At 57.1% G+C, this 24892-nt stretch carries 22 protein-coding genes; 9 read left to right on the top strand and 13 right to left on the bottom strand.

Features of this window, described 5'->3' with window-relative positions; genetic code table 11:
- Positions 1-131 precede the first annotated feature (131 nt).
- Positions 132-2213 carry a carbon starvation CstA family protein gene (locus tag AC0Z35_RS10570; RefSeq protein WP_046806849.1) on the top strand — a complete coding sequence of 694 codons (2082 nt, stop codon included), beginning with the start codon at positions 132-134 and terminating at the stop codon, positions 2211-2213.
- Positions 2214-2232: 19 nt separating this feature from the next.
- Complete coding sequence (locus AC0Z35_RS10565) at positions 2233-2445, top strand: YbdD/YjiX family protein (RefSeq protein WP_104145677.1); 213 nt, start codon at positions 2233-2235, stop codon at positions 2443-2445.
- A gap of 185 nt (positions 2446-2630) precedes the next feature.
- Here the strand turns inward: AC0Z35_RS10565 and AC0Z35_RS10560 are convergent, their stop codons facing one another.
- Positions 2631-3572 carry a hypothetical protein gene (locus tag AC0Z35_RS10560; protein WP_485131932.1) on the bottom strand — a complete coding sequence of 314 codons (942 nt, stop codon included), beginning with the start codon at positions 3570-3572 and terminating at the stop codon, positions 2631-2633.
- Positions 3573-4030: 458 nt separating this feature from the next.
- The gene (locus AC0Z35_RS10555) at positions 4031-4453 is read right to left on the bottom strand and encodes a hypothetical protein (protein ID WP_319301049.1); all 423 of its coding nucleotides are present in this window, start codon (positions 4451-4453) and stop codon (positions 4031-4033) included.
- Positions 4454-4590: 137 nt separating this feature from the next.
- Between AC0Z35_RS10555 and AC0Z35_RS10550 the strand changes: the two genes are divergently transcribed.
- Together AC0Z35_RS10550 and AC0Z35_RS10545 are read left to right on the top strand one after the other, a co-directional pair.
- Complete coding sequence (locus AC0Z35_RS10550) at positions 4591-5391, top strand: hypothetical protein (protein WP_104145679.1); 801 nt, start codon at positions 4591-4593, stop codon at positions 5389-5391.
- Positions 5392-5633: 242 nt separating this feature from the next.
- On the top strand, positions 5634-5879 hold the full coding sequence (locus AC0Z35_RS10545) for a hypothetical protein (protein WP_223265025.1): 246 nt from the start codon (positions 5634-5636) through the stop codon (positions 5877-5879).
- 59 nt (positions 5880-5938) lie between these two features.
- Here the strand turns inward: AC0Z35_RS10545 and AC0Z35_RS10540 are convergent, their stop codons facing one another.
- The 11 genes from AC0Z35_RS10540 to AC0Z35_RS10490 form a co-directional block, all read right to left on the bottom strand.
- Positions 5939-6511, bottom strand: a complete 573-nt coding sequence (locus AC0Z35_RS10540; RefSeq protein ID WP_485131931.1) for a cysteine hydrolase family protein — start codon at positions 6509-6511, stop codon at positions 5939-5941.
- 276 nt (positions 6512-6787) lie between these two features.
- Entirely contained in the window at positions 6788-7441 is a 654-nt protein-coding gene (locus AC0Z35_RS10535) for a DUF6708 domain-containing protein (RefSeq protein WP_485131930.1), read from the bottom strand.
- Positions 7442-7745: 304 nt separating this feature from the next.
- Positions 7746-8540 carry a DUF6708 domain-containing protein gene (locus AC0Z35_RS10530; protein WP_485131929.1) on the bottom strand — a complete coding sequence of 265 codons (795 nt, stop codon included), beginning with the start codon at positions 8538-8540 and terminating at the stop codon, positions 7746-7748.
- A gap of 85 nt (positions 8541-8625) precedes the next feature.
- A complete protein-coding gene (locus AC0Z35_RS10525) occupies positions 8626-9144 on the bottom strand; it encodes a DUF6708 domain-containing protein (protein ID WP_485133309.1) in 519 nt (172 codons plus the stop codon).
- Positions 9145-9492: 348 nt separating this feature from the next.
- Positions 9493-12699 carry a T6SS effector BTH_I2691 family protein gene (locus AC0Z35_RS10520; RefSeq protein WP_485131927.1) on the bottom strand — a complete coding sequence of 1069 codons (3207 nt, stop codon included), beginning with the start codon at positions 12697-12699 and terminating at the stop codon, positions 9493-9495.
- Between the two features lie 397 nt (positions 12700-13096).
- Entirely contained in the window at positions 13097-13864 is a 768-nt protein-coding gene (locus AC0Z35_RS10515; protein ID WP_485131926.1) for an aldolase/citrate lyase family protein, read from the bottom strand.
- 10 nt (positions 13865-13874) lie between these two features.
- The gene (hpaH, locus tag AC0Z35_RS10510) at positions 13875-14657 is read right to left on the bottom strand and encodes a 2-oxo-hept-4-ene-1,7-dioate hydratase (protein ID WP_332607725.1); all 783 of its coding nucleotides are present in this window, start codon (positions 14655-14657) and stop codon (positions 13875-13877) included.
- A gap of 13 nt (positions 14658-14670) precedes the next feature.
- Positions 14671-15540: a fumarylacetoacetate hydrolase family protein gene (locus AC0Z35_RS10505; protein ID WP_485131925.1), complete on the bottom strand. Its 870-nt coding sequence runs from the start codon at positions 15538-15540 to the stop codon at positions 14671-14673.
- Positions 15537-16484 (bottom strand): amidohydrolase family protein, encoded by a 948-nt coding sequence (locus AC0Z35_RS10500; RefSeq protein ID WP_485131924.1) that lies wholly within the window; start codon positions 16482-16484, stop codon positions 15537-15539. Before AC0Z35_RS10500 ends, AC0Z35_RS10505 begins: the two co-directional genes overlap by 4 nt.
- A gap of 42 nt (positions 16485-16526) precedes the next feature.
- A complete protein-coding gene (locus AC0Z35_RS10495; protein WP_120155117.1) occupies positions 16527-16907 on the bottom strand; it encodes a RidA family protein in 381 nt (126 codons plus the stop codon).
- 136 nt (positions 16908-17043) lie between these two features.
- Complete coding sequence (locus AC0Z35_RS10490) at positions 17044-18012, bottom strand: Bug family tripartite tricarboxylate transporter substrate binding protein (protein WP_485131923.1); 969 nt, start codon at positions 18010-18012, stop codon at positions 17044-17046.
- Between the two features lie 248 nt (positions 18013-18260).
- Between AC0Z35_RS10490 and AC0Z35_RS10485 the strand changes: the two genes are divergently transcribed.
- The 5 genes from AC0Z35_RS10485 to AC0Z35_RS10465 all read left to right on the top strand — a co-directional run bounded on the left by AC0Z35_RS10485 (position 18261) and on the right by AC0Z35_RS10465 (position 24804).
- Entirely contained in the window at positions 18261-18893 is a 633-nt protein-coding gene (locus AC0Z35_RS10485) for a flavin reductase family protein (protein ID WP_485131922.1), read from the top strand.
- Complete coding sequence (locus AC0Z35_RS10480) at positions 18890-19678, top strand: IclR family transcriptional regulator (RefSeq protein WP_485131921.1); 789 nt, start codon at positions 18890-18892, stop codon at positions 19676-19678. Before AC0Z35_RS10485 ends, AC0Z35_RS10480 begins: the two co-directional genes overlap by 4 nt.
- A 661-nt stretch (positions 19679-20339) precedes the next feature.
- Positions 20340-23198 (top strand): hypothetical protein, encoded by a 2859-nt coding sequence (locus tag AC0Z35_RS10475; protein ID WP_485131920.1) that lies wholly within the window; start codon positions 20340-20342, stop codon positions 23196-23198.
- Positions 23199-23666 carry a response regulator gene (locus tag AC0Z35_RS10470; RefSeq protein WP_485131919.1) on the top strand — a complete coding sequence of 156 codons (468 nt, stop codon included), beginning with the start codon at positions 23199-23201 and terminating at the stop codon, positions 23664-23666.
- Entirely contained in the window at positions 23647-24804 is a 1158-nt protein-coding gene (locus AC0Z35_RS10465) for a phosphorylase family protein (protein ID WP_485131918.1), read from the top strand. The genes AC0Z35_RS10470 and AC0Z35_RS10465 overlap by 20 nt, the downstream gene beginning before the upstream one ends.
- The last annotated feature ends 88 nt before the right edge of the window (positions 24805-24892 follow it).

Below are 24892 nucleotides of genomic sequence, written 5' to 3'. Positions count from 1 at the left end.
TAACGCCCGCGTCCAGCAGGACGCAGCGCGGGCGCTTGCGCACCCGCCACCCCACAACAATGAGTCTGCCTTCCGCGAGACGAAAAAAGCGTTTCACGCCACAAGCATGGCGGGAGGCAAGAGGAGCACTTATGCAAACCAGCAGTAAGGGACTGGGTCAGCACCTGGTCTGGCTGGCGGTTGCGGTACTGGGCGCGTTTGCGCTGGGCACCGTGGCGCTGGCCAGAGGAGAGACCATCAACGCGCTTTGGGTGGTAATTGCCGCCGTCTGCGTCTACCTGATCGCATACCGCTACTACAGCCGCTTCATCGCAAAGAACGTGTTCCAGCTGGATGCCTCGCGCATGACGCCGGCCTGGAAGCACAACGACGGCCTGGACTACGTGCCTACTAATAAGCACGTGCTGTTCGGCCACCACTTTGCCGCCATCGCCGGCGCCGGCCCCTTGGTGGGCCCGGTGCTGGCCGCGCAGATGGGTTATCTGCCGGGCATGCTGTGGATTCTGGCGGGCGTGGTGTTCGCCGGCGCCGTGCAGGACTTCACCATCCTGTTCATCTCGACCCGCCGCGACGGCCGTTCACTGGGTGACCTGGTCAAGTCCGAGCTGGGCAAGATCCCCGGCGTGATCGCGCTGTTTGGCGCGTTCATGATCATGGTCATCATCCTGGCCGTGCTGGCGCTGATTGTGGTGAAGGCATTGACGCATTCGCCGTGGGGCACGTTCACGGTAGCCGCCACCATCCCCATCGCGCTGTTCATGGGCGTGTACCTGCGCTACATCCGCCCGGGCAAGATCGGCGAGGTCTCCATCATCGGCTTCGTCGGTCTGATGGCCGCCATCACCTTCGGCCAGGACGTGGCCGCCCACCCGGTGATCGGCCCCATGTTCGATTTCGACGGCAAGGGCCTGACCTGGATCCTGATCGTCTACGGCTTCATCGCCGCCGTGCTGCCCGTGTGGCTGCTGCTGGCCCCGCGCGACTACCTGTCCACCTTCCTGAAGATCGGCACGATTCTTGGCCTCGCGATCGGCATCGTGGTCGTGGCGCCGGAACTGAAGATGCCCGCGCTGACGCAGTTCGTGGACGGCACCGGCCCGGTCTGGTCGGGCAACCTGTTCCCGTTCCTGTTCATCACCATCGCCTGCGGCGCGGTGTCGGGCTTTCATGCGCTGATCGCCTCGGGCACCACGCCCAAGCTCATCGAAAACGAAATGCAGGCCCGCTACATCGGCTACGGCGGCATGTTGATGGAATCCTTCGTGGCCATCATGGCGCTGGTTGCCGCTTGCGTAATCGAGCCGGGCATCTACTACGCCATGAACAGTCCGGCCGCCGTCATCGGCACTACGCCGGACCAGGTTGCACAAGTGGTCTCCAGCTGGGGCTTCGTGGTCACGCCGCAAGACCTCATCCAGACCGCCAAGGACGTCGGCGAAAGCACCATCATTTCGCGCGCGGGCGGGGCGCCCACGCTGGCCGTCGGCATGGCGCACATTCTGCATCAGGCCATTGGCGGCCCGGGCATGATGGCGTTCTGGTACCACTTTGCCATCCTGTTCGAAGCGCTGTTCATCCTGACCGCCGTCGACGCGGGCACGCGCGCCGGCCGCTTCATGCTGCAAGACTTGCTGGGCACTTTCGCGCCTTCGCTCAAGCGCACCGATTCGCTGCCCGCCAACCTGATCGCCACCGGCTTGTGCGTGGCGGCCTGGGGCTACTTCCTGTACCAGGGCGTGGTCGATCCGCTGGGCGGCATCAACACCTTGTGGCCGCTGTTCGGCATCGCCAACCAGATGCTGGCCGCCATTGCGCTGACGCTGGGCACCGTGGTGCTGTTCAAGATGAAGCGCGACCGCTATGCCTGGGTCACGATCCTGCCCACGCTGTGGTTGCTGGCGTGCACGCTGACCGCTGGCTGGCAGAAGCTGTTCCATGCCGATCCGCGCGTCAGCTTCCTGGCCCACGCCAACAAGTACAACGCCGCCATCGCGCAAGGCAATGTGCTGGCGCCCGCGCATTCGCTCAAGGAAATGTCGCGGGTCGTGGTCAACGACTACATCAACGCCGGCCTGTGCGCGATCTTCATGTTCGTGGTGATCAGCATCGTGGTGTTCGGTGTGAAGTCGGTGCAGCGCGCCCGCGCCGAGAACAAGCCGACGTCCCGCGAGACGCCGTACGAAGCGCTGCCGGCCGCCGCCGGCGCCGACTGACCCCGAACGGAGACGCCGCATGCTGTTCAGCAACATGACCTCGGCAGCCGGCGCCGCCGGCCGCTACCTGGGCCAAACGCTACGGTTGATGGTCGGCGTGCCCGACTACGAAACCTATGTCGAGCACATGCGGCGCACCCACCCGGACCAAGAGCCGATGACCTACGAAGCCTTCTTCCGCGAACGCCAGGACGCGCGATACGGCGGCAAGAAGCGAATCGGCTGCTGCTGAGGTTGAGTGAAAACAGAAAACAAGCCCCCGTGTGGGGCTTGTTTATTTTGGGGTGGCGGTGGAAGGCAGGGGATGCCCGACAAGCTGCGGGGTCATTCAACGACCCGAACCTGGGCGCGAATTTCCACCTAGGTACACCGCCAGCCGCGCCTGATAGGCGAAAGAATCGGCATTCGAACTCATCGTTAACTCCGCACTCTGTTCAGGGTGTAAAGCACGTCGCGCCATTCCGCGGTATCCAGCGCCGCGAAAGAACCCAGTAGCCGAGCCTTGCCGGCCACCGCCTCTTGAATGCACTGCTGAATACGTGGGTGCGTTTCCAGATGCGGGTGCACCGTCAGATGCTTCAAGGCAAAGGTCACGCGGTCCGAGGCGTTGCGCAGCCCCAGCGCATGGGTGCGCCGCAGATGCGACAAGACCTTGGCAGCCGCGTGCGTGGCGGGGCCGGGCTTGTCCTGCATTAGGGGCGCCAGCACGCGCGCGTCGGCTGGCATCGGCTGATCGGCCAGCCGCTTCCACGCGGTCAACACGTTGCCAACCAGCGGCGCCAGGTGCTGCGCGTTCATGTCCGCCGTGTCGAAAATCGGCGTCGGCGTGTTGTTGTGGCTGCGCAGCTGCAACAAGCGGCCCGCGCTGTTCGGCACGATCCACTGCGTGATGGGGTTCAACCACGAGCCCATGCGCTCGCGCAAACTAACGGCCAACAACTCCAGCCGCAACGGTTCGAATAGGGGTATGACGCGCTGCGCATCCTGATCGGGCACCAGGCAGCGCTGCGCGAGGTCCTCGGCCAATACAGCCAAAGGCGAAGGGCTGTTCAGCCAACCGCACACCATGCGCTTGCCGCCGATGGGCTCGGCCAGCGCGGTGTTGACCGTCAGGCGCAGCACGTCCCGATCGAACCGTTGGCCCGCTTCAGCCAACGTGATCAGCTTGGGACAGGCGGACGTGTCGTGTGCCAGATCCGCACGCAAAACGGGCGCGATAGCCTCCGCTGCAAACCGCGCCAGCAGCTTGTCGGGATGCAAGGGGCTATCGTCGGCGCGATCAGCCTGGGGATCGATCAACAGATAAAAGCCCTGGTCGGCGTTTCGGGACCGGGCAAGCAAAGCCGCAAACGATGTCATCGTGGCGGCATCCGGCAAGAAGCCGGACAGCGGCAAAGTGCGTGCGTAGGCATAGCGTTGTCCTGGTTGCGCGGCGCGGCCACTAGGGCAGGGCGCCTTTCAAAAAGAAGTGCTGCCAGGCCTAATGCAATATCCATGCCATGCGCGGCGCTGGCACAAAACCCTCAACGCTATCAATGGCTTACGAACGTATCGTGTGTGGCAGCCAGCGTGGTGCAATGCCTGCGATTTGAAATTGACCGGGTTTTAAACGAGAACCGAGCCAGTTCTGGCCCGATAAAAACTAAGCGCCGCCTTATCAACGACTTACGACGGGCCATATTTGGCTCGATCGAGCCAAATGTGGCCCGACAGGTATCGTTTAAGCCCAAACGCGCGGGGCCCGGCTGCCGGGCAAGACTGGCCCGGCGCGCATCCCCGGTCAGGACAGTTTCAGCGCCCGTGCGCCTCCCGCGCGCCTATTCGTCCGACCGCCAAGACTTCCGGCGTGATTTGCGCGGTTTGGGCACCACCCCCAAACGCGGGTCGCGCGCCAGGGACAGCGTCGCCAGACGTGAAGCCAGCGCCTCGAACGCGTCATCCGACTGGGGCAGATACAGCCACTTGCCCAGCACGGGGTGCGGCAACAGGCTCGGCATCTCTTCGCACAGCGCCGCATGACGCTCGCGCGAAGTGCACACCATGACGCCATTCCAAGGCTCATCACGGTCGGCCACCACCAAATACAGCGCGCCATCCAGATACGCGGCATCGCAGCCGAACATCTTCCGTCGTTGATAATTGGCGTCGCGCTCCAGAGGCTCTAGCACCCACAGCAGCGAATTCTGGCGCGCAGCAAGTTGCTTTTTGGGCGGGGCAAAGAGGTCTGACGATGTAGGCATGATGGCAAGTTTATGCCGATCACGCGCGCCGTTCATCCTGGATTTTCATTTAGACTTTTGCGGCTGGCTGTGGCCCGCGAGACCTGGCATACGCTGCAACGTCATCCTTAGTCCCTAGCTAATAAGCGCACCGATCAATGTCTGAACACCACCAATTCATTTGCCCGCGCGACTTTCATTTGCCACCGCCGGATTGGCGCGCGCTGCAAGCGCAACTGCTGAAAGGCGGTTATGTGCTGGAACCGCGAGGCAAGCAAATACCGTATCGCGCCATTTCCAACCTGGTATTCGGGCTGGCCGGCTTGAACGAAGGCTCTTATCAAAATCCGGAAGGCGTTTGGTCAACCGGCGCACTGGTGGCGCGCTACATACAGGCCGGCTATCTGCCCGCCGACCTGCCAATTCGGTACGACGACACCTTGGAAGAAACACTGGCCCTGTTGGCGCAACACGGCATTACCCCCGATCCGCTTTTCGAAGACTACGAAAGCAGCGACTGGCACAGCCCGCAATACTGCCTGGGCCCGGCCGCGCGTCCGTACCTAGGCGCCGACACCCGCGCCGCCCATGACCAGGACCCACGAAATTTCCCGCTGATGCTGCTGGCGTTTGATGGCCCGAATCCGAGCGTTGCCGTCGGTGAAAACCTGTCGGAGCCCTGCCTGCCCGGATCGAACCAACCGCTGGGAGCCATGCCGCCGTTTGATTCGCACGTGGATTTTATCGGCGCAGCGTACAAGGACCCGGCCGCGAAATGGCATTGCGAACAAAACGGCATCGATTATCGAATTCTGGAGCTCGACTGGCGCTACAGCTTGGCAATGGGTTTTCGGATGGTACGCATGGAAGGGCTGGCCGAAGAAGACGCGCATGGCATCGCAGAGTTGATCGGTGATCTTACGGGCCAGGCAATGGTGTGGAGCCACCGGCATTTGTGAGGGCGGGCAGGGTGGCATCACCCATCTTGTGATAAAGGTGTCAGGCAGCATTTCCGGAAGTGTTATTTGCCGTCTGAATCCATTGAAAAGTTCAAGGTAGCTTAATGATAAAAAGTTCTGCACTCTTCGCTTTATCGACCGCGCTCTTGGCGGGATGCGGTCCAAACAAAATCATTGTGGATCTGCCTTCGCCACAGGGCCAATACCACGTAGAAGTTCGCAAATGCGCTGAGCCCGGCGCCATGTCATCGACTTCGCAAACCCAGGTCTCGGTCCTGAAGTCCGGCGTATCAGAAAACTGCCAGTCTGCGGTGAATGCGTTGGCGCAGTTCCAGTCGTATGCGCCCGACGATCAACTGCAACTGGAATGGTTGTCGGAGGCGGAGCTTCGGGCATGGCATCCCGGATTTGATCCAAAGTCCGGGCCGCGTTCCGCTTCGTATAAGGCGGACAACCCGGTCAAAGTGATATTTGCGCCGGCCAAGTGATTTACACCGCAATGTCGTCGCGCGGCGTCCATGGGGGCCGCCGTTCGCGGGCCTGCGCGCTACGTCAGCAACGCCAACGCGTCAACCAGCGACAGCACGGTGGTGCGCGACGCGAACGCGGTGGAAAACAGGTGCTCGTGCACAATCGAATCCGGGTCGTAGCAGCAGTCTTTGACGGTAAACAATCGGTAGTCTGCGTCACTGGCATGCGCAATCGACGACAGTATCACGCCAGTGGACGCAATGCCCACCATCAGCAGCGTATCGATGCCTTGTGCCGATAGCCGCAATTCAAGGTCCGTACCAAAAAACACGCTGGCGCGATGCGCGATGATGATCGGCTCGTCGGGCTGCCGGCCCAATTCAGGGGAAATCTGGTCGCCGGTGAAAAGGCCAAGTTGCTTGATGCCTTGCCCGTTCTTGTTTAGCGGACTGACTTCGGGATAGCCCGGACTGAACCGAATCTGGGCGAAATAGATTTTGATCCCTTGCCGCCGTGCCGCGTCGCAAAGCGCGCGCGTATTCGCTAGCAAGGTGGGCGCGACAGAAGGGAACAGGTTGATGATGTCGGTTTGATAATGCATGACCAACAACGCGCTGCGGGCGGGCACGAGGGTGTCTAGGGTGCTCATGGGCGCGAGCTCCACAAGGCGGACAGTTTCACCGCGGCATACCGCTTTGGTAGTGGCGTCATCGATATCAGGTTCCGGACGGGACTGTATTTTTTAGCACGAGGCGACGGAAACAAGGCAGCTAGACAGCTTACAAATGTCCAGCTAAAAAAGTGTCGGACCGCGTTATTCAGACAGCTTTAGCGGTTGTGCAAGTGAGTTGACTTGGACGCCAAGCTAGGTGCGAATTGGGGCGCGGTCACTGGCGCGGAACCCGGTATCAAGGTTTCCATCTTTCTACCTAGGCGCACTACGCGACTCCGCGTCGATTTGCGCCGGCCACCGGACTTTAGGCGCAAGACGCAGCGCAAGGTTGTAGGGCGGCACTTGGTCTGGATCGTTGAACGTCTCGACGGGAGGCAATGCGTCGGTTCCGTGCTGCATGTAGGCACGGACGTAATCCCAGGAGCTACCCTCGTCTTGCCCGACGCTTAGGGGGAAGCGATCAATAACCTGGTTCGTGCCGGGTTTGACGACGGCGATGGATACGCCCCACGTGAAGATCAGACCGCCTTGCGCGGTGGCGCCGCGTTGGCGCCAGACTTCGGCGCGCAGATGCTGCCAGGGGTAGACCTTTGTGGTGACGTGCCATCGCGACCAAGGTTTCCACCAAATATGGTGGAAGCTATTTACGTAGACATTTCGACGAAGGCGATTAAACCGAATCGGCTCGTCGCTCGGTGTGGATATGTCTATGCGAACAGTCAATGCCGTTATCCAAAGCGCCATTAGAAAACAGGGGATATCCATAAGAAAATATGACAGATCCGGTTTTCTTATCAGCAGAAAGGGTATCGCGAAGAACATCCAGATGAATGGGAAGATGGCCAGGAAAAGCAAAAGTCCACGCATGGTATTGCGCCGGCTCAATTCGAGGTAGATTCCGTTCATTGAGTTAACGACCGGTATCGGAGTGTTCCGCTTGGGCGACGCTGCTGAATCATCCGGCAATTGCAGATCCCGCACCCGCCCGCGATATGGCTTGTCCAGAGCAGGAGTGCTGTGATTAGGGCTTCTTTGCTGCGATGTCAATTCTGGCCTCTCTCGGAAAAAGGGTTCGCGATTGTGCAAGCCAGTTGATCCTCTCTGCGATTACGAACAAACGTCGCGTTAATTCTGTGACTGGACCGCTACGATCAAGGCGAATTTGGGCGCCGCGACGGGCGCGGGCATTGATATCGGGATTTTCATCGTTCTAGCTAGATCCACTACGCGACTCCGCATCCATTTGAGCCGGCCACCTGACTTTAGGCGCAAGACGCAGCGCAAGGTTGTAGGGCGGCACTTCGTCCGGATCGTTGAACGTCTCCACGGGAGGCAATGCGTCGGGCCCGTGCTGCATGTAGGCACGAACGTAATCCCACGAGCTGCCCTCATCCTGGCCCACGCTTAGGGGGAAGCGATCAATGACCTGGTTCGTGCCGGGTTTGACGACGGCGATGGATACGCCCCACGTGAAGATCAAACCGCCTTGCGCGGTGGCGCCGCGTTGGCGCCAGGCTTCGGCGCGAAGATCGTCCCACTTGTAGGCGCGGGTTGTGACGTACCAGCGGGCGAAGGGGTTCCACAATATGTAGTGGAAGCTGTAGACGTAGACCTTGCGGCGCAAGCGATTGAAGCGGATGGGTTCGTCACGGGGAATGGCGGTATCGACCCGGATCATAAAAATGGTCCACCAAAGCATTCCGACCGTAATCGGTATAGCTTTTATAAAGTGAGAAAACCCTGTCCTGCCTATGATGATTTTCGGCACTGCGAATACGAGCCACGCAATGCCGACCAAGGACAGGATGAGCATCAGCCCGCGCAATTTTTGCCCTCTGCGGCTGATTTCCAAGTGAATGTTGTTCATCGAATTGATGGGGGGCGGGGGATGGCGACCGTCAAACCGGAGTACCGCTTCGCCGGGCGGAGGAAGGTCGCGGACCCGGCCGGGATGTGGGGGTATCAAAGCAGGTTTGTCCTGCGTGGTGCTCTTCGCGATTGACATTGCCTTTACGAGAAATCCGGATAATATTTTTTCCGCGCGCTTGATATGCGTAGGTGTGGAGCGGTTCTTGCGAACCGTGCCTTATCTAATTGGCGTTTTGGGCAATAGCGGGGTCGTCTTGGCCACTACGCGACTCCGCATCGATTTCCGCCGGCCACCTGACTTTAGGCGCAAGACGCAGCGCAAGGTTGTAGGGCGGCACTTCGTCTGGATCGTTGAACGTGTCGACGGGAGGCAATGCGTTGGGTCCGTGCTGCATGTAGGCACGGACGTAATCCCACGAGCCGCCCTCGTCTTGCCCGACGCTTAACGGAAAGCGATCAATGACCTGGTTCGTGCCGGGTTTGACGACGGCGATGGATACGCCCCACGTGAAGATCAAACCGCCTTGCGCGGTGGCGCCGCGTTGGCGCCAGACTTCGGCGCGAAGATCGTCCCAGTTGTAGGCGCGGGTTGTGACGTACCAGCGGGCGAAGGGGTTCCACAATATGTAGTGGAAGCTGTAGACGTAGACCTTGCGGCGCAAGCGATTGAAGCGGATGGGTTCGTCACGGGGAATAGCAGTGTCAATGCGAACGCAGAAGAATATAAGGATCACATCCACGAGAAACGCCCCTATCGGCGTGACGGGACTGCCACTCCCAACGGTCCACCAAGCATGTAGGCGGGGTACAGAATCCGCCAGTAAAAAAAAGCCAAAACCCGATATGAAAAGCATCAGGCCGCGCATCTTCGTAGAGCGACGAGATATCTCCAGGAAAGCTCCATCCAACGCGTTAATGACTGGCTGAGAATGAGATCGAACTTCAGAGGTAAATTCTTCAGCGGGCGGCGGCAAGTCGCGCTGCCATCCCAAGTGGGGTTTGTGAAGATTGGGCCGCCTATGCGACATGGGTGGTTTCCATTATTATTTTCCTTACAGGCCGTCAACTCGATGTGCGCACCGATGGGACTATCGATACGCGGTATGAGTCAGGTCCGCGTAGAGTTCAATATCTGATTTGTCCGGCCAATACCTGACGCGCACCGTGGCAGATGTGATGTCACGTTCTAAAAATGCTAGAAGTAGCGTTCCTGCTATTACTGGATCAGCAGGTGAGGGGCCTGTCGTGGCATTGCTATCTACCTCATAGCTGGAATGCCGCTCCGGTGGAGACAGTTTGTGGATGGCCGAAGTGTGGAGTTGGCGTACAACCGCAATATGCTCGCCCTTATAGCTGTGCAGGCCGACGTACATTGCGTAGGCGGATCGAGTGAAATCCCAATTGGGCAAGCAGATTCGATATGCCACCGCTTGGCCCCATATCGAACTTTCACCAGGAATGTCGAGCGTCGGCTGGGGATTATTTAGGAACTTTGCTTCGGCTTCCAATCCCAATATTGCTGCATTAAGAGCGCTGATGGCTATATCTCGGTCACTATTTGCAGCACGGGATTTTTCTGTTGCTACTGTTGGGTCCGAATACGCTGGAATGGACGCGACAGTCTTTGCGCTATTCCACCAAACCGATGGTGTTTCGTCATGATTGCCGAAATAGCAGCGACGGCACCATTGTTCTAAGGCAGTCGATTCCAGCTTTCTTGCGCTTTGAGCCAAGGCATACGCGCAAAGGCCTAATGCGAGCGCGAGACCGAGAAATCCCAGTAGCGAGCTTGAGCCTACATACGCAGCCAAGACGCCCGCTGCGCCACCTAATGCGGCAGACCGGCTTGCCCACACGTGACGAGCGCTGGCGTCAGAGTCGCCGGCACGTTCGTTTCGTTGAGCCGCATACCGATACTGCACTCCCTCCACCACACCTGAGAGCGCAGTGGTCACTCCGCCAAACCGAATCAATCCCTTGCCCAGCGTCAACGCATTCACCGCGCGTACTTCGGCGACAGCGGCTTTCTCCATCGCCCGGGCCACGCTTCTTATTCCCAACCCCGTCGCTTCAATGCTGACGCCCACCACCCCCACCGCGCTTGCCGCCACGCCCGCCATGGCTTCTGGGTATTTGTCTCCCATCACGCGCTCCAGGTCTTGCAGGCTTCTTGCCAGCCCATCTTGCTGAAAGAACAACGCGCCCATGGACAACGCCAAATCCAAGTTCGCCATCCCGCGTATTCCAACAAAGGCGGTATGCGCCCGTAGCTTTGCATCCGCAGCAGTGGTCCGTAGTTGCCCGGCTATTGCATGTGCCTTCGGTTCCAGGCCGCCAATGCCCACCACCACGCTGCGCCAACCGCCTTCCAGGGTCTCCGCCGTGGCGTTGGACATTGCAGTTAGCTTGTTTTTCAGTCCTTCAGCGGTATCCGCCACCCAGAACGTGGCTTTGAATATGTGGTTCTGTGCCGGACCCGGCAGGGTCAGCATGCCGCTGAATATCAGCGCGCGAGCCTTCTTGCCGGTTTCCTTTGCGGCCTTGTCGTATTCCTGGCGCATCTGTTGGGTGAGTAATTCCTGATACTCGCCCAGCGTCAGTTCGATCTGAACTCGCAGCATTTGGACGCGCTCGCACAGCAGCAGGGCGGCTTGATGCACGGTGGCGGCCACGGGTAGAAGCTGTTCTTGCGCCCGTGCGTCCATCGTCAACATCGCGTTGATCATCGCGCCTTGCAGTTGGCCCACCGCGTCTTTCACGCTGCTGCGTAGGTACATCTCGCCTTCTTGCGAGGCCATCACGTCTTTGATTGCGGCATACAGCTTGCCGGAATCATTGGCCTTGAAGCCTTCCGTAAAAGTGGGACGCAGGCCTTCAAGCAGGCGTGCGTTCTTGGCTAGTAGCGCCTGGTACAGAATGCTGTCGGGGTTTTCCAGCAAGGCCTTCCACAGCTGCTGCGTGGGACCAAGATCCGCGCCACCAACCGGGGGCGCTTCGCTGGGGCCGCCGTCCAGGCAGGCTGCCACCATCTTGGTGTACGCCGCTGCCGAGTGCGGATCGGTAGCCGAGTAGTCGTATCGCGCGATGCGCAGCCAGGCCAGGGATTGCAGCCATGCGACATAGCGGGCCGCCATCGTATCTATCAGTCCTTGCCTGCGCTGCCATTCCTTATCGTGCATGTCCTGAAACTGCTTGCGACGCGGCTCGCTGTAGCGTTGTTCCAGGCGTTCGTGATAATCAGCCGTGATGCGCCTGGCTGCGATTTCCGTTTCTCGTGGGACATCCACCGGCGGCAAATGGGAACGCGTGCCCAGCACCGGATGCTCATTATGTTGTCGGCGGTATTCGATGTCTTTTTCGACTTCCTGTACCGCTTGGGTGTGTGCCCAGGTCTTCTCCAACTCTCTGATCTGCACCAGCGCCGCCGATGTAAAAAGCAGATACTGCCGTTCGGCATTGCCCGCCCATGCGAGCCGGTCGTTAATCAGCAAATGGCGTTGTTGATTGAATTCCAACACCGCGCCCACCGGATCGGGCAACGCCAATACCGGCACACCTTGCGGCAGGCCTTGCGTCTTTGCGATGTCGTCGACGTAATCATTCAACGGCACAAACCTGGGGGTACGTGTACGCACGGCATGTCGGCTGCCGAAATCCTCGCCGTCGTAACGGTATTCCCACACGCGATCGGTCAGAAACCCATCCGCGAATTTCAACCCGTGCAATACCGTTTGGGGCGTGTCACGCAACGTTGCCAGGTCCACTTTCAAGAACCGCGCGGATGGCGCCGTCTGCGCCTTGTAGGCATCCAACACCGGCTCAGGCCACCGATCTTGCGAGAACGCGATCCACGCTTCCTTGTAGGCCTTCGTGTCGACGTGTATGAACGAAGCGCGCACGTCGTGCCCTACACCCGTGCAAGCCTTGGACAAGGGGCGGGGCGTGCCCTCGGGCATTCGGTACGGATCATATTGGCGCATGTGCCCGTCGGCGGTGACTTGGTACGCGTGCCAGATTTCCTGATCCAGCAGCACATACACAAACCCTTCGCGCAGTAGGCGATAGTTGCCCGGCTGCATATCGATGCGTACGCGGTCTTGTTCAGGGTCGAACGGCAACGACGTTGACGAAGATGTCCAAGACGGCGAGGATCTTGGCGGCAATGGCGCATCGCGCAGCAACAAGATCGGCATTCCGCTGCGCTCGCAAGCGCGGCAAGTACCTGCTGGCACCGCCATCGTTTCCAACACCGCCAGCCGAGCCTGGTGGGCGAAAGAGCTTGCATGCGAACTCATCATCAACTCCGCGATCAATTCGGCGTGTAAAGCACGTCACGCCATTCACTAGCGTCCAGCGTCGTAAATGAATCGACCCGGCGCTTTCAAAACGAAGTGCTGTGAGGACTAATGCAATATCCGTGCCATGCCGACAGAGAAAAGTAAAACCGTCAACGCTATCAATGACTTATGGGCTATTTGCGCGACGCCGCCCGCGCTGCGTTGCGCCAAGCACCCGGAATTGCCGGAATTTCCAACGCAAAACGGGCCATATCTGGCCCGTTTAAAAATTAGCAGTGCTTTATCAATGAGTTATAGCGGGTCAAATTTGGCTTGATCGGGCCAAATGTGGCCCAGCGGGTTTGCTACGCCCAGAACGAGGCAGACAAGATCGCCGTGCCGATAAACACCCGCCTTAGATGCCTGCGAAGCGCTCCGCCAACGCATCGCAATGCCGCACCAAGATCGCCGCGTCCACGCCGACCGCCGTAAACAAACTCCCTGCCTCGATATAGCGCCGCGCCAGCGCCTCATCGCCCGTCAACACCCCCGGCGCCTTGCCTGCCGCGCGTACCCGCCGGATGGCGCTTTCCACCTGGGCCACCACCTTCGGATGCTGCGGCTCGCCGGGATATCCCAAGCTGGCAGCCAGATCCGCGGGGCCGATAAACACCCCATCGACGCCATCCACCGCAATCATGGCGTCCAGCTTCTCCAGCGCCTCGCCAGTCTCTGCCTGCACCAGCAAACACAATTCCTCTTCGCACCGGTGCATATAGTCCGCCACACGCCCATACCGAGTCGCGCGCATCGTGCCGCTAACGCCCCGCACGCCGCGCGGCGCATAACGCATACCCGCCACCGCGCTTTGCGCCTCGTCCGCGTTCTGCACATACGGCAGCAACAAGGTCTGCGCGCCGATATCCAGATACTGTTTGATCTGCACCTTGTCATTCCAAGACGGGCGCACCACCGGATGGCTCTTATACGCGCCAGCCGCCTGCAACTGCGCCATTACCGTCGGCAGCACCACGGGCGTGTGCTCGGTATCCAGCAGCAGCCAATCAAAGCCGCTGGCCGCGACCAGTTCGGTACTGTTCGCATTCCCAAGCGTGACCCACAGCCCGGTTTGATGACGCTGTTCACGCAGGGCGCGTTTGAACGTATTGATGGGGAGTTCCATGCGCGCCGCCTTATGAAAAATGCACCGAGATGCTGCCCAGCTTGCCGTAGTCGGCATGCAGCGTGTCGCCGCGTTTGACCGCAACGGTGCGTGTGAAGGACCCCGCCAGCACGATGTGTCCGGCTTCCAGCCCGGCGTCGTGCTGCGCAAGCTTGTTCGCCAACCACGCAATACCCAACGCCGGATGCCCCAGCACGGCCGCCGACACGCCGGATTCCTCGATCACGCCATTTTTCAGCAGTAGGGCGCCAACCCAGCGCAGATCAATATCCATCGGCCGCACCGGCCGGCCGCCCAGCACGATGCCGGCACACGCCGCGTTATCGGCAATGTTGTCCACGATGCGGCGCGGATATTTGCTGCGGCCGTCGATCAGTTCCAGCGCCGGCACCACGTAATCCGTGGCATCCAACACATCGAATAGGCTCACATCCGGGCCTCGCAAGGGCTTGCCCAGCACGAAAGCCAGCTCGACTTCCACGCGCGGCACGATCAGCTTGTCGGTGGGAATGGTCTGCCCGTCCTGGAAGAACATCGTGTCCAGCAAATGGCCGTAGTCCGGCTCGTCGATACCGACGGTGCTTTGCATCGCCTTGGACGTCAGGCCGATCTTGTGGCCGCGCAGCTTGGCGCCGTCGGCAATCTTCTGGTCGATATTACGTTGCTGGATGGCGTACGCATCCGCAATCTCAATACCGGGAAACGCCTGGTCCAACTGCGTGGTGGGCACGCCGCTGCGCTCGGCTTCAAGCAGCAGGCTGGCCGCGCGGGCGCGGTCGTCGTCGTTAAGCATGGAAGGCTCCTGATCAGTGCGCGGCGACTTCGTCGGCCACGGGGTTGGACAACACGCCAATGCCGGCCACTTCGACTTCAACCACATCGCCCGGCTTCAAAAAGCGCGGCGGCGTGAAGCGCACGCCTGCGCCGATGGGCGTGCCGGTGGAGATCACATCGCCGGGTTTCAGCGTGGTCCAGATGGAGATGTAGCGGATCAGTTCCGCGAACGGGAACATCAGGTTGTCGGTGGCGTCTTGCTGACGCAGTTCACCGTTCACGCGCGTGTTCACTGTCAGCGGTGCGGCCGGATCGAACTCATCGGCCGTTACCATCCACGGCCCCATCGAACCGCTGGCGTCAAAGTTCTTGCCCTGCGTGACGTTGAACTTGCCGTGTTTGATCCAGTCGCGCACCGTACCTTCGTTCAGGCAGGTCAGGCCCGCGATGTGGCTCCAGGCGTCCTCAGCCGCAATGCGGCGGCCGGCCTTGCCGATGATGATGGCGATCTCGCCTTCGTAATCCAGCTGCTCGGATTCCGGGGGGCGCAGCAAGGGTTCGCCATGACCCACGAACGAACCGGGAAAGCGCGGGAACACGCTGGGGTAGGCGGGCGGCGCGCTGCCGTCCTGGTATTCCTCGTTGCGCTTGCCGTAGTTCACGCCGACGCAGATGATTTTTTCTGGCTGCGGAATCGGCGGCAACAGCCGCACGTCGTTCAGCTTGTGCGTGGCGGGAAGCGAGTCCGCCAATTTGGCCAGCGCGGGCATGGCGTTGGCTTCCAGCGCGTCGCGCAGGCTGTCATAACCATGGCCATGTTGATCCAAGGCCACGATCTGGTCCTGGCCGCGCAACGCACCAAAGTGCGTGCGGCCTTCATGCGTATAAGTCAGCAGTTTCATTCGTCGAATCCAAACAAGCGAGCGGGGTTGTCCACCAGGATTTTCTTAAGCGTCGCGGCGTCGCCCGCATAACGCGCCAACTGGTCCACCAACTGGCCCTCGTCGGGCGTGGGTTTAGTGGAGACGGGATGCGGCCAGTCGCTGCCCCACACCACGCGGTCGGGGTTGGCGGCGATCAGCGCTTGCGCAAGCGGCGTCACGTCGTCCCAAGGCGGGCCGCTGCGTGAGATCTTTTCCGTCAGCGACAACATCACCCAGAAGTTGCCGCGACGTAGCAAGGACTCCAACAACTGCCGAGTCGGATCTGCCGCGCCCGCAGTGGGATCGGCACGCCCCATGTGATCCAGCAGCACCGGAATATCCAGCCGTTCAAACTGCGCCGCCTGCGCCATCATGCCGTCGGGCTCCGGCTGAAACTTGGCGTACCAACCCAGTTCACGAATGCGCGCAATGGCGCGGTCGAACACGGCAGGCGCCATGCTGATGCCCAAGCCCTGGCGCGTGAAGCGCGCCCCGCGCACGCCCGCATCGTGCAGCTTTTGTATGTAGGCGTCGTCACGCTCGGCCAGCACCACCGCATTCGCGCAACCGCGATACGACGGGCCGGCGGCGGCCAGGCCGTCCAACACCACCTGGTGATCCGCGCCATAGGTCGTAGCCTGCACGATCACGCCGCGCTCGATGCCCAGCAGGCGGTGCAGGCCCAGCGCGGTCTCGATGGTGGCGCTGGGCATCTCGTACGCCGCGCCGGGGCGAACCGGGTAACGGTCTGCGGAGCCAAATACGTGAAACTGGCTGTCGCAGGCCTTAGGCGGCAGCCGGATAGCGGGCGCAGTGGGGCGGGGATTGAAGGGTTGGTACTGCGAAGGGGAATGTTGCGGCGCTTGCTTCTGCGACGCTGGATTCTGCACGGCTTGATTCTGTGAACTTTGGCTTTGATTCATTTGGCTCTGAGTCATTTGGCTTTGAGTCATCGTCTGTCTCCCTTACCCGATCACGGCCACAAAATCGCATTCGATCAGCTTGTCGCCATCCAGATCGGCCTGCATCGTGTGCCGTGCCGGGCGGTTCTCCGCATCCGGAAACGCTTGCAGCCACACCGCATTCAGCGCCGCACGCTGGCTGCGGTCGCGCATCCACACCGTCATCTTCGCGATGTGATCCAGCGAGCCGCCGCCCGCTTCCACAATGCGCCGCACGTGGTCGAACATCAGTTCGCACTGGCGCTCCAACGTCGCGCCGTACGCGCCCGTGGCGGGGTCGGTGCCTTGGATGCTGCCCGAATACAGCATGGGCCCAATCCGGCACGCGGCCGGAATGGGGTTCTTGTGGCTGAAGCCTTCGGCGTAAATGCTGCGTCTGCTCATGGCGGGTTCCGTGTGGAAAGAAGAGGGTGGGGCGGCATCGCGGCCATGACCAGGCAAGGCCGCGATGCGTTCGGTTGTCAGGGCGTGGCTGCTGGCGGGTCAGGCCAGGCTGCGGTCCGGCGGCGGTGGTCTGCCCTTAGTTCGCCGTGATGCCCGCACGCTTGATGATCGGCGTCCAGCGCGCGTCTTCCGCTGCCAGATAGCGCGTGAATTCCTCGGGCGAGCTGCCGCGCGCCTCGGCGCCCAGCTCATCAAAACGCTGAATGATCGTCGGCTGCGCCAGAATCTTCGTCAGCGCTTCGCTCAAGCGCTTCTGCACATCCGGCGGCGTGCCCTTGGGCGCAAGCAGGCCCGTAAACGTGGCCGCCTCCATGCCCTGCACACCCGCTTCCGCAAACGTCGGCACGTCCGGCATCGAGGGCACGCGCTTGACCGTTGTCACCGCCAAGGCGCGCAAGCGGCCTTCCTTGACATACGGCAGCGCCACCGAAATCTGATCAAAGTTGAAATCCACCTGCCCGCCCAACAGATCGGTTGTGGCCGGCGCGTTGCCCTTGTACTGCGCCGTCGTCCAACGCGCGCCCGTCAACGACTGCAATAGCTCGCTGACCAGATGATTCGTGGTCCCCGCACCCGGAGACGCCATGTTCAGCTTGCCCGGCTCTTTCTTCGCCAGCGCCAGCAATTCAGCCAGCGTCTGCGCCGGCAAGCCGGGCTTCACCTGCAACACCAGCGGCGTGTACGACACCGAACTGATCGGCGCAAAGTCCCGGTCCCACTTGTACGCATCCCGCTTGAAAATCAGCGGCGAGAACAGCAGCGGCCCGTTCGCCGCCATGAACAAGGTGTAGCCATCGGGCTCGGAGCGCGCCACCTGCTCGCCGGCAATCATGCCGCCCGCACCCGGCTTGTTCTCGACAATAAACGGCTGCCCAAACGCCGCCTGCAAGCCCGGCGCAATCAGCCGCGCCGCCACATCCACATTGCCGCCCGGCGGATAGGGCACCACGATCTTCACGGGTTTCTCGGGCCACGCGGCGTGCGCCATGGAAGTCAGAACGGTCAGCGCCACCGTGGCGCAGGCGCGAAGCGCATTGCGATGCATGGGTTGTCTCCTGGTCGTGTCATCACGTTTTGTTTGTTGTGTTTGACGACACTCTAGAAATTCCCGCGCCGCTGAACAATCCGAATTTCAAGAAAAGTTCCGGATGTTGGACTCTTTTGGCAGGTTGCTTTGTGGGCGGCTTCTGGCCGCACCGCATTTCGCCGCAGAATTACCCTGGGCGCCTATTGCGCACGCGGTTTTATTCATTGTTGAATGTTCAATATCCGGACTACGGAGCCAGACCCACCATGCACTTTCCCGCCAGCGACCTGAACCCCGAACAAACCTACCGCCTGATGAGCGGCATCGTCGTGCCCCGGCCCATCGCCTGGATCAGCAGCGTCAACGCCCACGGCGGCGTCAACCTGGCGCCGTTCAGCTGCTACACCTTCGTCTCAAACAAACCCCCCATGATCGGCGTCAACATCGGCCGCAAAGCCGGCAAACGCAAAGACACCGCTGAAAACATCCTGGCCAACCGCCACTTCGTCGTCAACGTCGGCGACGAAACCCTGCTTGATCCCCTGCACGACAGCGCCCAAGAACACCCGCCCGAAGTCAGTGAAGTCGACGTGCTGGGTTTAAGCGTGCTTCCCGGCGCCGTTATCGACACCCCAAGACTTGCCGCCGCGCCCATCAGCCTGGAATGCCGCTTTCATAGCGTCACCCCGTTTGGCGACACCGGCGCGGAGTTCTTCGTGGGCGAAGTCGTGATGTTCCATATACGCGATGGCCTGCTGCAAGACGGCAAGATCGATACGGCATTACTACGCCCCATCTGCCGCATCGGCGGGCCGAACTACGCATCGCTAGGCCCCATCGTCACCAAGCGCGGTATTCAGCAGACGCCCAAATCCATTATCAAACCGGAGGCCGCGTGAGCGACTCAGAAGATAAAAGCGCGTCCGGCGCACAGACGGTACGCAGGGCCTTGGCGCTGCTGCGCCTGATTGCCTGCGGACAAGAGCGCGGGGTAAGGCTGGTGGATCTGGAACGCATGTCCGGCTTGAATCGGCCCACCGTGCATCGCTTGCTGAAGACGCTGGTGCAAGAGGGCGCGGTTGAACAGGATTCAGAAACGCGACGGTATTTGATCGGGCAAGAGATCAGTTTGCTGGGGTTGGCGCGGACAAGGCGCTTTCCGCTGCTGACACTGGCGGACCCGTATATGAGCGAGCTGGCCGATCAGGTGGGGGATACGGTGTTTTTGAGTATTCGACATGGGCACGATTCGATATGTATCGGGCGGCGGACGGGCAGGCATCCGATACAGGTGCTGTCGATTGAGGTGGGGGTTAGACGGCCGTTGGGCGTGGGGGTGTCGGGGGTGGCGTTGTTGGCTAGTTTGGGAAGGGAAGAGAGTGTGGAGTTGGTGCGGGGGAATGCGGCCAGGCTGGAGGTGATGGGGGAGCGGGTGGAGGATGTGATTGCGCGGGTTGAGGCGGCGCGGAGGGAGGGGATTGCGCATGCGGCAATGGGGTTAATGCCGGGGACTAGTGCGGTGGCGGTGCCGGTGTTGACGGAGGGTGGGGTAGCGCTGGGGGCGATTACCGTGACGGCGATGGCGGAGAGGTTGGGGGTGGAGAGATTTGGGATGGTGGTGGAGAGGATGAAGGCGGCGGCGGGGGGGATTGCGGGGAGGTGGGGGCGGGTGGAGGGAAGATGACAGTCCCCCCTCGGCAGTTACCAAACGAGACAACAGCACGGTCCATGCGTACGTATGGCCGCGCGCTCGGAACCTTAGATTTATCGTGGATCAAAACTAGTAACTAAGGTAACATTTAGAATCTTTGATCGATCTTTGCCTTTGGATCTTTGTTCGAGGCAACGCATTCCTGTTCGATTCGTTAAGCCAATATGTCTCCTTTGCAGTTTGCTTATGCATCTGCTGGGCTAGACTGGTAGAAGTTGCACAGTGACACCGAAAAAGCACGGAGCCGCACTATCCGCATCATCGATTTGGATCCAGAGTGTCACGTACGCAAGCGCTTTCCGAGGTAAAGAGTTTCTATCTTTCAACCTTAGAACGAGATTCGATGTTCCGTACCACTGTCGCGCCAGTAGATGGCCTCACTTTTGGCGCTTGCAGGGCCGTCACGCGCGCTACCATTTTTTAATATTTCGTGAGCAGGCTCCAGCGGCCTGCTCGCTATGGCCGCCTGTTAATTCCTAATTGGTCCAAGCCGGAAGTTCTGCGAAGGGGAAGTTGTGTATCCCTGGAAGGCGAGTGTTATACATCGGAATTCCTGTCGAGAATTGACCGGCGCAGCGATTGTTCGGAATTGCCCTGCATTCGTAGATATAAATACTGTAATTGAATAGAAAAAATGAAAAAAAATCCAAAAATTGGCGATCTCTCTTCAATTTCAGCAAGAAATTTATTACGGGGGATGTTGGCAAATACAGATGTCTCGGATTCAGTCAGACAGCTAGAGAAGATAAGAAGATCGTGTACCGAATCAGACTATAAAATCGCTATTGAGATCATTCGCGAGAGTCCAATATTTTCGGGAAGCTATGTTGGTAGAGATTTCAACAAGAAATTTACTAGGCTTGTGGGTAAGCAGGTCGTATCGGCCTTTTCTCCAGAAGTAATTCTAGAAAAATTCAGAAAAAACAAGAATAAGCTTCTTGATCTCTTGGATATATGTTCAAAAGTTATTGAGGCAACAGCGAGAAGAGATTTTTCTGAAGGGCTACGTCAATGTGGAATACTCGCTGATAATGGTGGTGCGTCTCTCTTCTTACTCAGGAATCTCCATTTCATTAAAAATCACGTCTCCGATGTAGATTTTCTTGGTGAGATCGAAGATGTGTTCAGAGTTTTGTCGGTCAATAATGTTCGCTACATTTCAAATGCGATGAAGGAGCTTAGCAGCGACAAAACCGATTATATAAACATATCTGATCGAGTTAATAGGTCTGAGCCAGGAGTAAGTGTCTTGGTTGCTCAGAGCTTTATCGATCATATTCCTAGAAGTGAGAATGTTTTCGCGCAGACTCTGAATAGCCATTACCTCATATCTCTGCTGGATGCGTTCCTGTACTTCTGCAGACTACAGACAGCACGCCTCCCGTTTGTGCCTCCAGTTGACGACGATATTGTCTCCGCCTATCGGGCGCTTTCGGAAATAAAAATAAAAATAGAAGATATTTATGATGCCTCTGATGAGGTAAAAGGGGCACTTGTATTTAGAGAAGCTTTTTTACTTATCGAGCTGAATCAGTTATGCCAATATAAAACTATTCATGCTGCTTTATACAATAACTTAGAAAATAAAGAAGAGCGAAGAACGCCATACGAGAGGCTATTACTCTGTGACTATTTTGCGAATGTTCGTAAGCTATCGGATATAGGGTCTGTGCCGTATTCGGGTGGGTTTGGAATCGATAGGTATTCTGCCGCGTCAGCATGTCATTTTCAGAATTCTACGGCTTTAATATACGCATTAGAAAGATCGGATGGGCAGCTTGCGGGTGATGATTTGGATTTCGTCCGGCTTATGTCCCGCACACGGGACATAGGGATAATATGTCCTACTCAACATATTGAGAGCATTAAGGCGCGCGCGGCAACAGATGAATTGAAAATAGTTATCCATTGTCTGGCCCATATAAAACAAAAAAGCCAGTTAAAAGAACACGAGCTCAGGGCGGTCTTACAAGGATCGGCTGAAAGAGATTTCGACGGAAAACTGACCGGTCTGTTGAGTTACATCTACAGTGTCTCCCCTTCAGTTGCGGAGCATCTTATTCAGACCGCAGACGAGACATTTTTGAGTAAATTATTTCAGATTATAAAAACGCCCAATGCAGCGATTCAAGAGCGCGCCAACATCTTAGAATGGTACGCGGAAAAAACAGGAGATGTAATTTTCCTGGAGCGAGCTAAAAATCTGAGAATTGATGTTCAAATAAACAAAGAAAGGGGAACGATCGATGATTCTAGAATTTACGTGGATCCGGTGAAATTCACTCAGTGGGTTAATGATCATGTGTCAGATGATTTTGCTATCTTGCTTGAGTCGCTTCCTCAGCCAATTGAGGCGGTTCTCCAGTCTTTGACCTGGGAGAAAGTAAAAACGGGCATTGGGATCTATGAACAGTTAGGAAGCCTAGTTGTTAAATGCTATGAAGAATTTTGTTCAAATAAGATCTATGGCGTCGCGTCGTATCTTGGCAGAAGAATTCGCCATGGAACATTGAAAGGAACGGGTTTCAGTGACGTCGCAAACTTTGTAAAAAATGAGCGGTTTTCAGCGTTATTCGAGCTGAGGGAAATTGAGGATGCTTATAGAGTATGGCTAAAAGGGTATGAGCTGGCACTGGATGAATTGAGAGATAAATATCTTCACATTCACCACAAAGACAAGCCAGAAGGCTTGATATTTCGAGACTTTAGGTCTGCCACTAAACGATTGGCCGCTAATCACCTGCTGTACGACATTATAAAATCGTTTGGCACCAATAAATCTTGCTTGGAGTTGCCTTACATAATTCTAGAGTACTGCTGGAGAATTTTGGAAGAGGATTTGTCCAATATTCGGAAATTCGTGATGGAGAAGAAGGCCAAGCATGCTGTATTCAGAACGGCTGTTTCATCAGCGCCAATTGCGAGGCAACGAGAGCTTCATGAGTTTGGGCAGGAACTGAACTCTTTAACCGCCGAGAGATTTAGGACGATCGCATCTTGGTTTAATAAGCCATCTATTGCATCTCCTAGCGCGGATATTTCCCTTCTATTCAAAGCGGTGGTGTCTGAAGTTAAATCATTGGAGCCTGATTACCACCCTGAAGTAATAGTGAACGACTCCGGATTTATATTAAATGGCGGCACGTATTTTGTTTTATATGATGCATTGTTTATATTGATATATAATGCTGCCCAAAAGGGAAAACCTGACGGGGTTTTGATAATGAATATTGGATTGGAAGAGATTGAAGGCAAGAAGAGGGTTTCTATTAGCCTTGCTTCTGAAATCCGTTCATATGATTGCATCGAGGTGGTCAGAGCTTCAATTCTTACTGCGCTGGAGGGTGATTGTGAAGATGCCCTAGTAGTGGAAGGGCGCAGCGGCATAAAAAAGCTTAGAAGAATGGAGCAGGAGGGCTATATTGAAGACGTCACTTTTAACTTTGACGTGCGCAAGGTTGCCGCTTCATTTTCATTCAAAGTTGATTATTAGATGAAAATTCTTGTTGTTGAAGATGATCTTTTTAAGTTTTCCCGTGTAGCAGAGTTGCTGAAGGAAATCTTTAGCGAGATTGATCTAATACACCACGATAATGTTTTTGGCGCTGTTAATTACCTTAGGTCTGAGGTCCCAGATCTTATTGTGCTGGATATGTCGCTTCCCAGTCATCCCGCAGTGGCTGGGGAAGGTAGCCCCGTATCGATGCCAGCTGGTGGCATAGAAATTATCCTTGAGTTGAAAATTCTTGGCAAGACTCTTATTCCGACGGTAGTGTTAACGCAATACCCGGATGTTGAAATTGAATTTGAATACTACTCGATAGAAAATGCTGCTGGGGTAATAAATTCACTATACGAAATAAAAAAGGTATGGGTTGTTCACTATGACAACGAATCTGCCGAGTGGCGAGAAACGCTAACCGAAGTGTTGAGAACGAAAAATGAAATATCTGTTGATTGAAGATGACCAGAATAAGTACAGAGAGATTTTTGAGTATATAAACTCTATCGATGCTGTCGCGCTGGTTGATGGAGTAGATAACTTATCCGACGCACGTCTTAAAATTCTCACGAAGTCTTATGATCTGATTGTTTTCGATATCTACCTTCCATTGATACATGGGCGGACAGACGAGCAGGACGTATCGGCTGATATTGTCGCGGAGTTTGCAAAAAGCAAGAATTATTATTCCGAGGCGATTGCTATTACGAAATATGAAGATGATGCATTGGTAAAGTCGCCACTCTTCAATGATAATGGGATTACTGTTGTCGCATTCGGGGCGGAAGATAGCCGATGGAAGCAAAGCTTGTTGCAAAAGTTCGAAAAAATAAAAAGTAAACGAAGATTGGACTTCATAGTTTTCTGTGCTCTAGCTAAGGAGAGAAACGGCTATAGATCTACCTCTGCAGTGCTAGGGGAGTTCAAGCAGATTGGGGGCTTGAATTGTCAAGAAATGGCGATCGGAAACTATCGAGGCATGTGTATAACGCCCTCCGGTATGGGGCTAGTAAATATGGCAATAACATGTGCGAAGGCAATTGAGTTGTTTGCGCCAAGAATTGTTTCTATGAGTGGGATTTGTGCTGGAGTGAAAGGCGAGTCTAATCTCTTAGATATAGTAGTTGGACAAGTCTGTTGGGAATACCAGACTGGGAAATATAAGGATGGAAAGTTCTGTCAGGAGCCATATCAAGTGCCGATGTCCCCAGTCTTTCGGACTGACTTGGAGCAACTCGTTGAGCAGCCTTTATTGCTGAAGCGTTTAAAAGAGGATCTTTTCGATACAGAACTCAAGGAGTCAATTGTTCGTATAGCTCCTGTTTCGTCGGGCTCGGTAGTAATAGCAGATGCCGAACGCATGGCCCAGATTGGAGAGCAACACAGGAAGTGGGGTGCATTAGAGATGGAGATGTACGCCATGTATGAAGCCGCGAATCAATCAGTGCTCGCGCCATTTTTCTTTGGAGCTAAAGCTGTGGTAGACATGGGAGATTCGGCTAAAGGAGATGCCCTACATGCTTCAGCATGCGTGATATCCGCGAGATTTGTAGTGGAGGTCATGAGTAATCAGCTTCCTAAGCTTATAGATCAATGAGGCGCTCTCAGCGAACAGGGATGCTGAATACGTAATCTTAAAAATTAATAAATCGGTTCTATAAGCGTGAAATCTACTTTGTTGCAGT

Source organism: Achromobacter sp. 1L-A-4-B-C2, assembly GCF_057291955.1.
Note: the sequence above shows the minus strand (reverse complement) of the source record. Positions and strands in the feature narration are given on the sequence as shown.

What these genes read in the sequence shown, in the direction of transcription:
- AC0Z35_RS10570 (WP_046806849.1), top strand. Translation starts at nt 132, where the DNA reads ATGCAAACCAGCAGTAAGGGACTGGGTCAGCACCTGGTCTGGCTGGCG.
- AC0Z35_RS10565 (WP_104145677.1), top strand. Translation starts at nt 2,233, where the DNA reads ATGCTGTTCAGCAACATGACCTCGGCAGCCGGCGCCGCCGGCCGCTAC.
- AC0Z35_RS10560 (WP_485131932.1), bottom strand. Translation starts at nt 3,572, where the DNA reads ATGACATCGTTTGCGGCTTTGCTTGCCCGGTCCCGAAACGCCGACCAG.
- AC0Z35_RS10555 (WP_319301049.1), bottom strand. Translation starts at nt 4,453, where the DNA reads ATGCCTACATCGTCAGACCTCTTTGCCCCGCCCAAAAAGCAACTTGCT.
- AC0Z35_RS10550 (WP_104145679.1), top strand. Translation starts at nt 4,591, where the DNA reads ATGTCTGAACACCACCAATTCATTTGCCCGCGCGACTTTCATTTGCCA.
- AC0Z35_RS10545 (WP_223265025.1), top strand. Translation starts at nt 5,634, where the DNA reads ATGTCATCGACTTCGCAAACCCAGGTCTCGGTCCTGAAGTCCGGCGTA.
- AC0Z35_RS10540 (WP_485131931.1), bottom strand. Translation starts at nt 6,511, where the DNA reads ATGAGCACCCTAGACACCCTCGTGCCCGCCCGCAGCGCGTTGTTGGTC.
- AC0Z35_RS10535 (WP_485131930.1), bottom strand. Translation starts at nt 7,441, where the DNA reads ATGAACGGAATCTACCTCGAATTGAGCCGGCGCAATACCATGCGTGGA.
- AC0Z35_RS10530 (WP_485131929.1), bottom strand. Translation starts at nt 8,540, where the DNA reads ATGTCAATCGCGAAGAGCACCACGCAGGACAAACCTGCTTTGATACCC.
- AC0Z35_RS10520 (WP_485131927.1), bottom strand. Translation starts at nt 12,699, where the DNA reads ATGAGTTCGCATGCAAGCTCTTTCGCCCACCAGGCTCGGCTGGCGGTG.
- AC0Z35_RS10515 (WP_485131926.1), bottom strand. Translation starts at nt 13,864, where the DNA reads ATGGAACTCCCCATCAATACGTTCAAACGCGCCCTGCGTGAACAGCGT.
- hpaH (WP_332607725.1), bottom strand. Translation starts at nt 14,657, where the DNA reads ATGCTTAACGACGACGACCGCGCCCGCGCGGCCAGCCTGCTGCTTGAA.
- AC0Z35_RS10505 (WP_485131925.1), bottom strand. Translation starts at nt 15,540, where the DNA reads ATGAAACTGCTGACTTATACGCATGAAGGCCGCACGCACTTTGGTGCG.
- AC0Z35_RS10500 (WP_485131924.1), bottom strand. Translation starts at nt 16,484, where the DNA reads ATGAATCAAAGCCAAAGTTCACAGAATCAAGCCGTGCAGAATCCAGCG.
- AC0Z35_RS10495 (WP_120155117.1), bottom strand. Translation starts at nt 16,907, where the DNA reads ATGAGCAGACGCAGCATTTACGCCGAAGGCTTCAGCCACAAGAACCCC.
- AC0Z35_RS10490 (WP_485131923.1), bottom strand. Translation starts at nt 18,012, where the DNA reads ATGCATCGCAATGCGCTTCGCGCCTGCGCCACGGTGGCGCTGACCGTT.
- AC0Z35_RS10485 (WP_485131922.1), top strand. Translation starts at nt 18,261, where the DNA reads ATGCACTTTCCCGCCAGCGACCTGAACCCCGAACAAACCTACCGCCTG.
- AC0Z35_RS10475 (WP_485131920.1), top strand. Translation starts at nt 20,340, where the DNA reads ATGAAAAAAAATCCAAAAATTGGCGATCTCTCTTCAATTTCAGCAAGA.
- AC0Z35_RS10470 (WP_485131919.1), top strand. Translation starts at nt 23,199, where the DNA reads ATGAAAATTCTTGTTGTTGAAGATGATCTTTTTAAGTTTTCCCGTGTA.
- AC0Z35_RS10465 (WP_485131918.1), top strand. Translation starts at nt 23,647, where the DNA reads ATGAAATATCTGTTGATTGAAGATGACCAGAATAAGTACAGAGAGATT.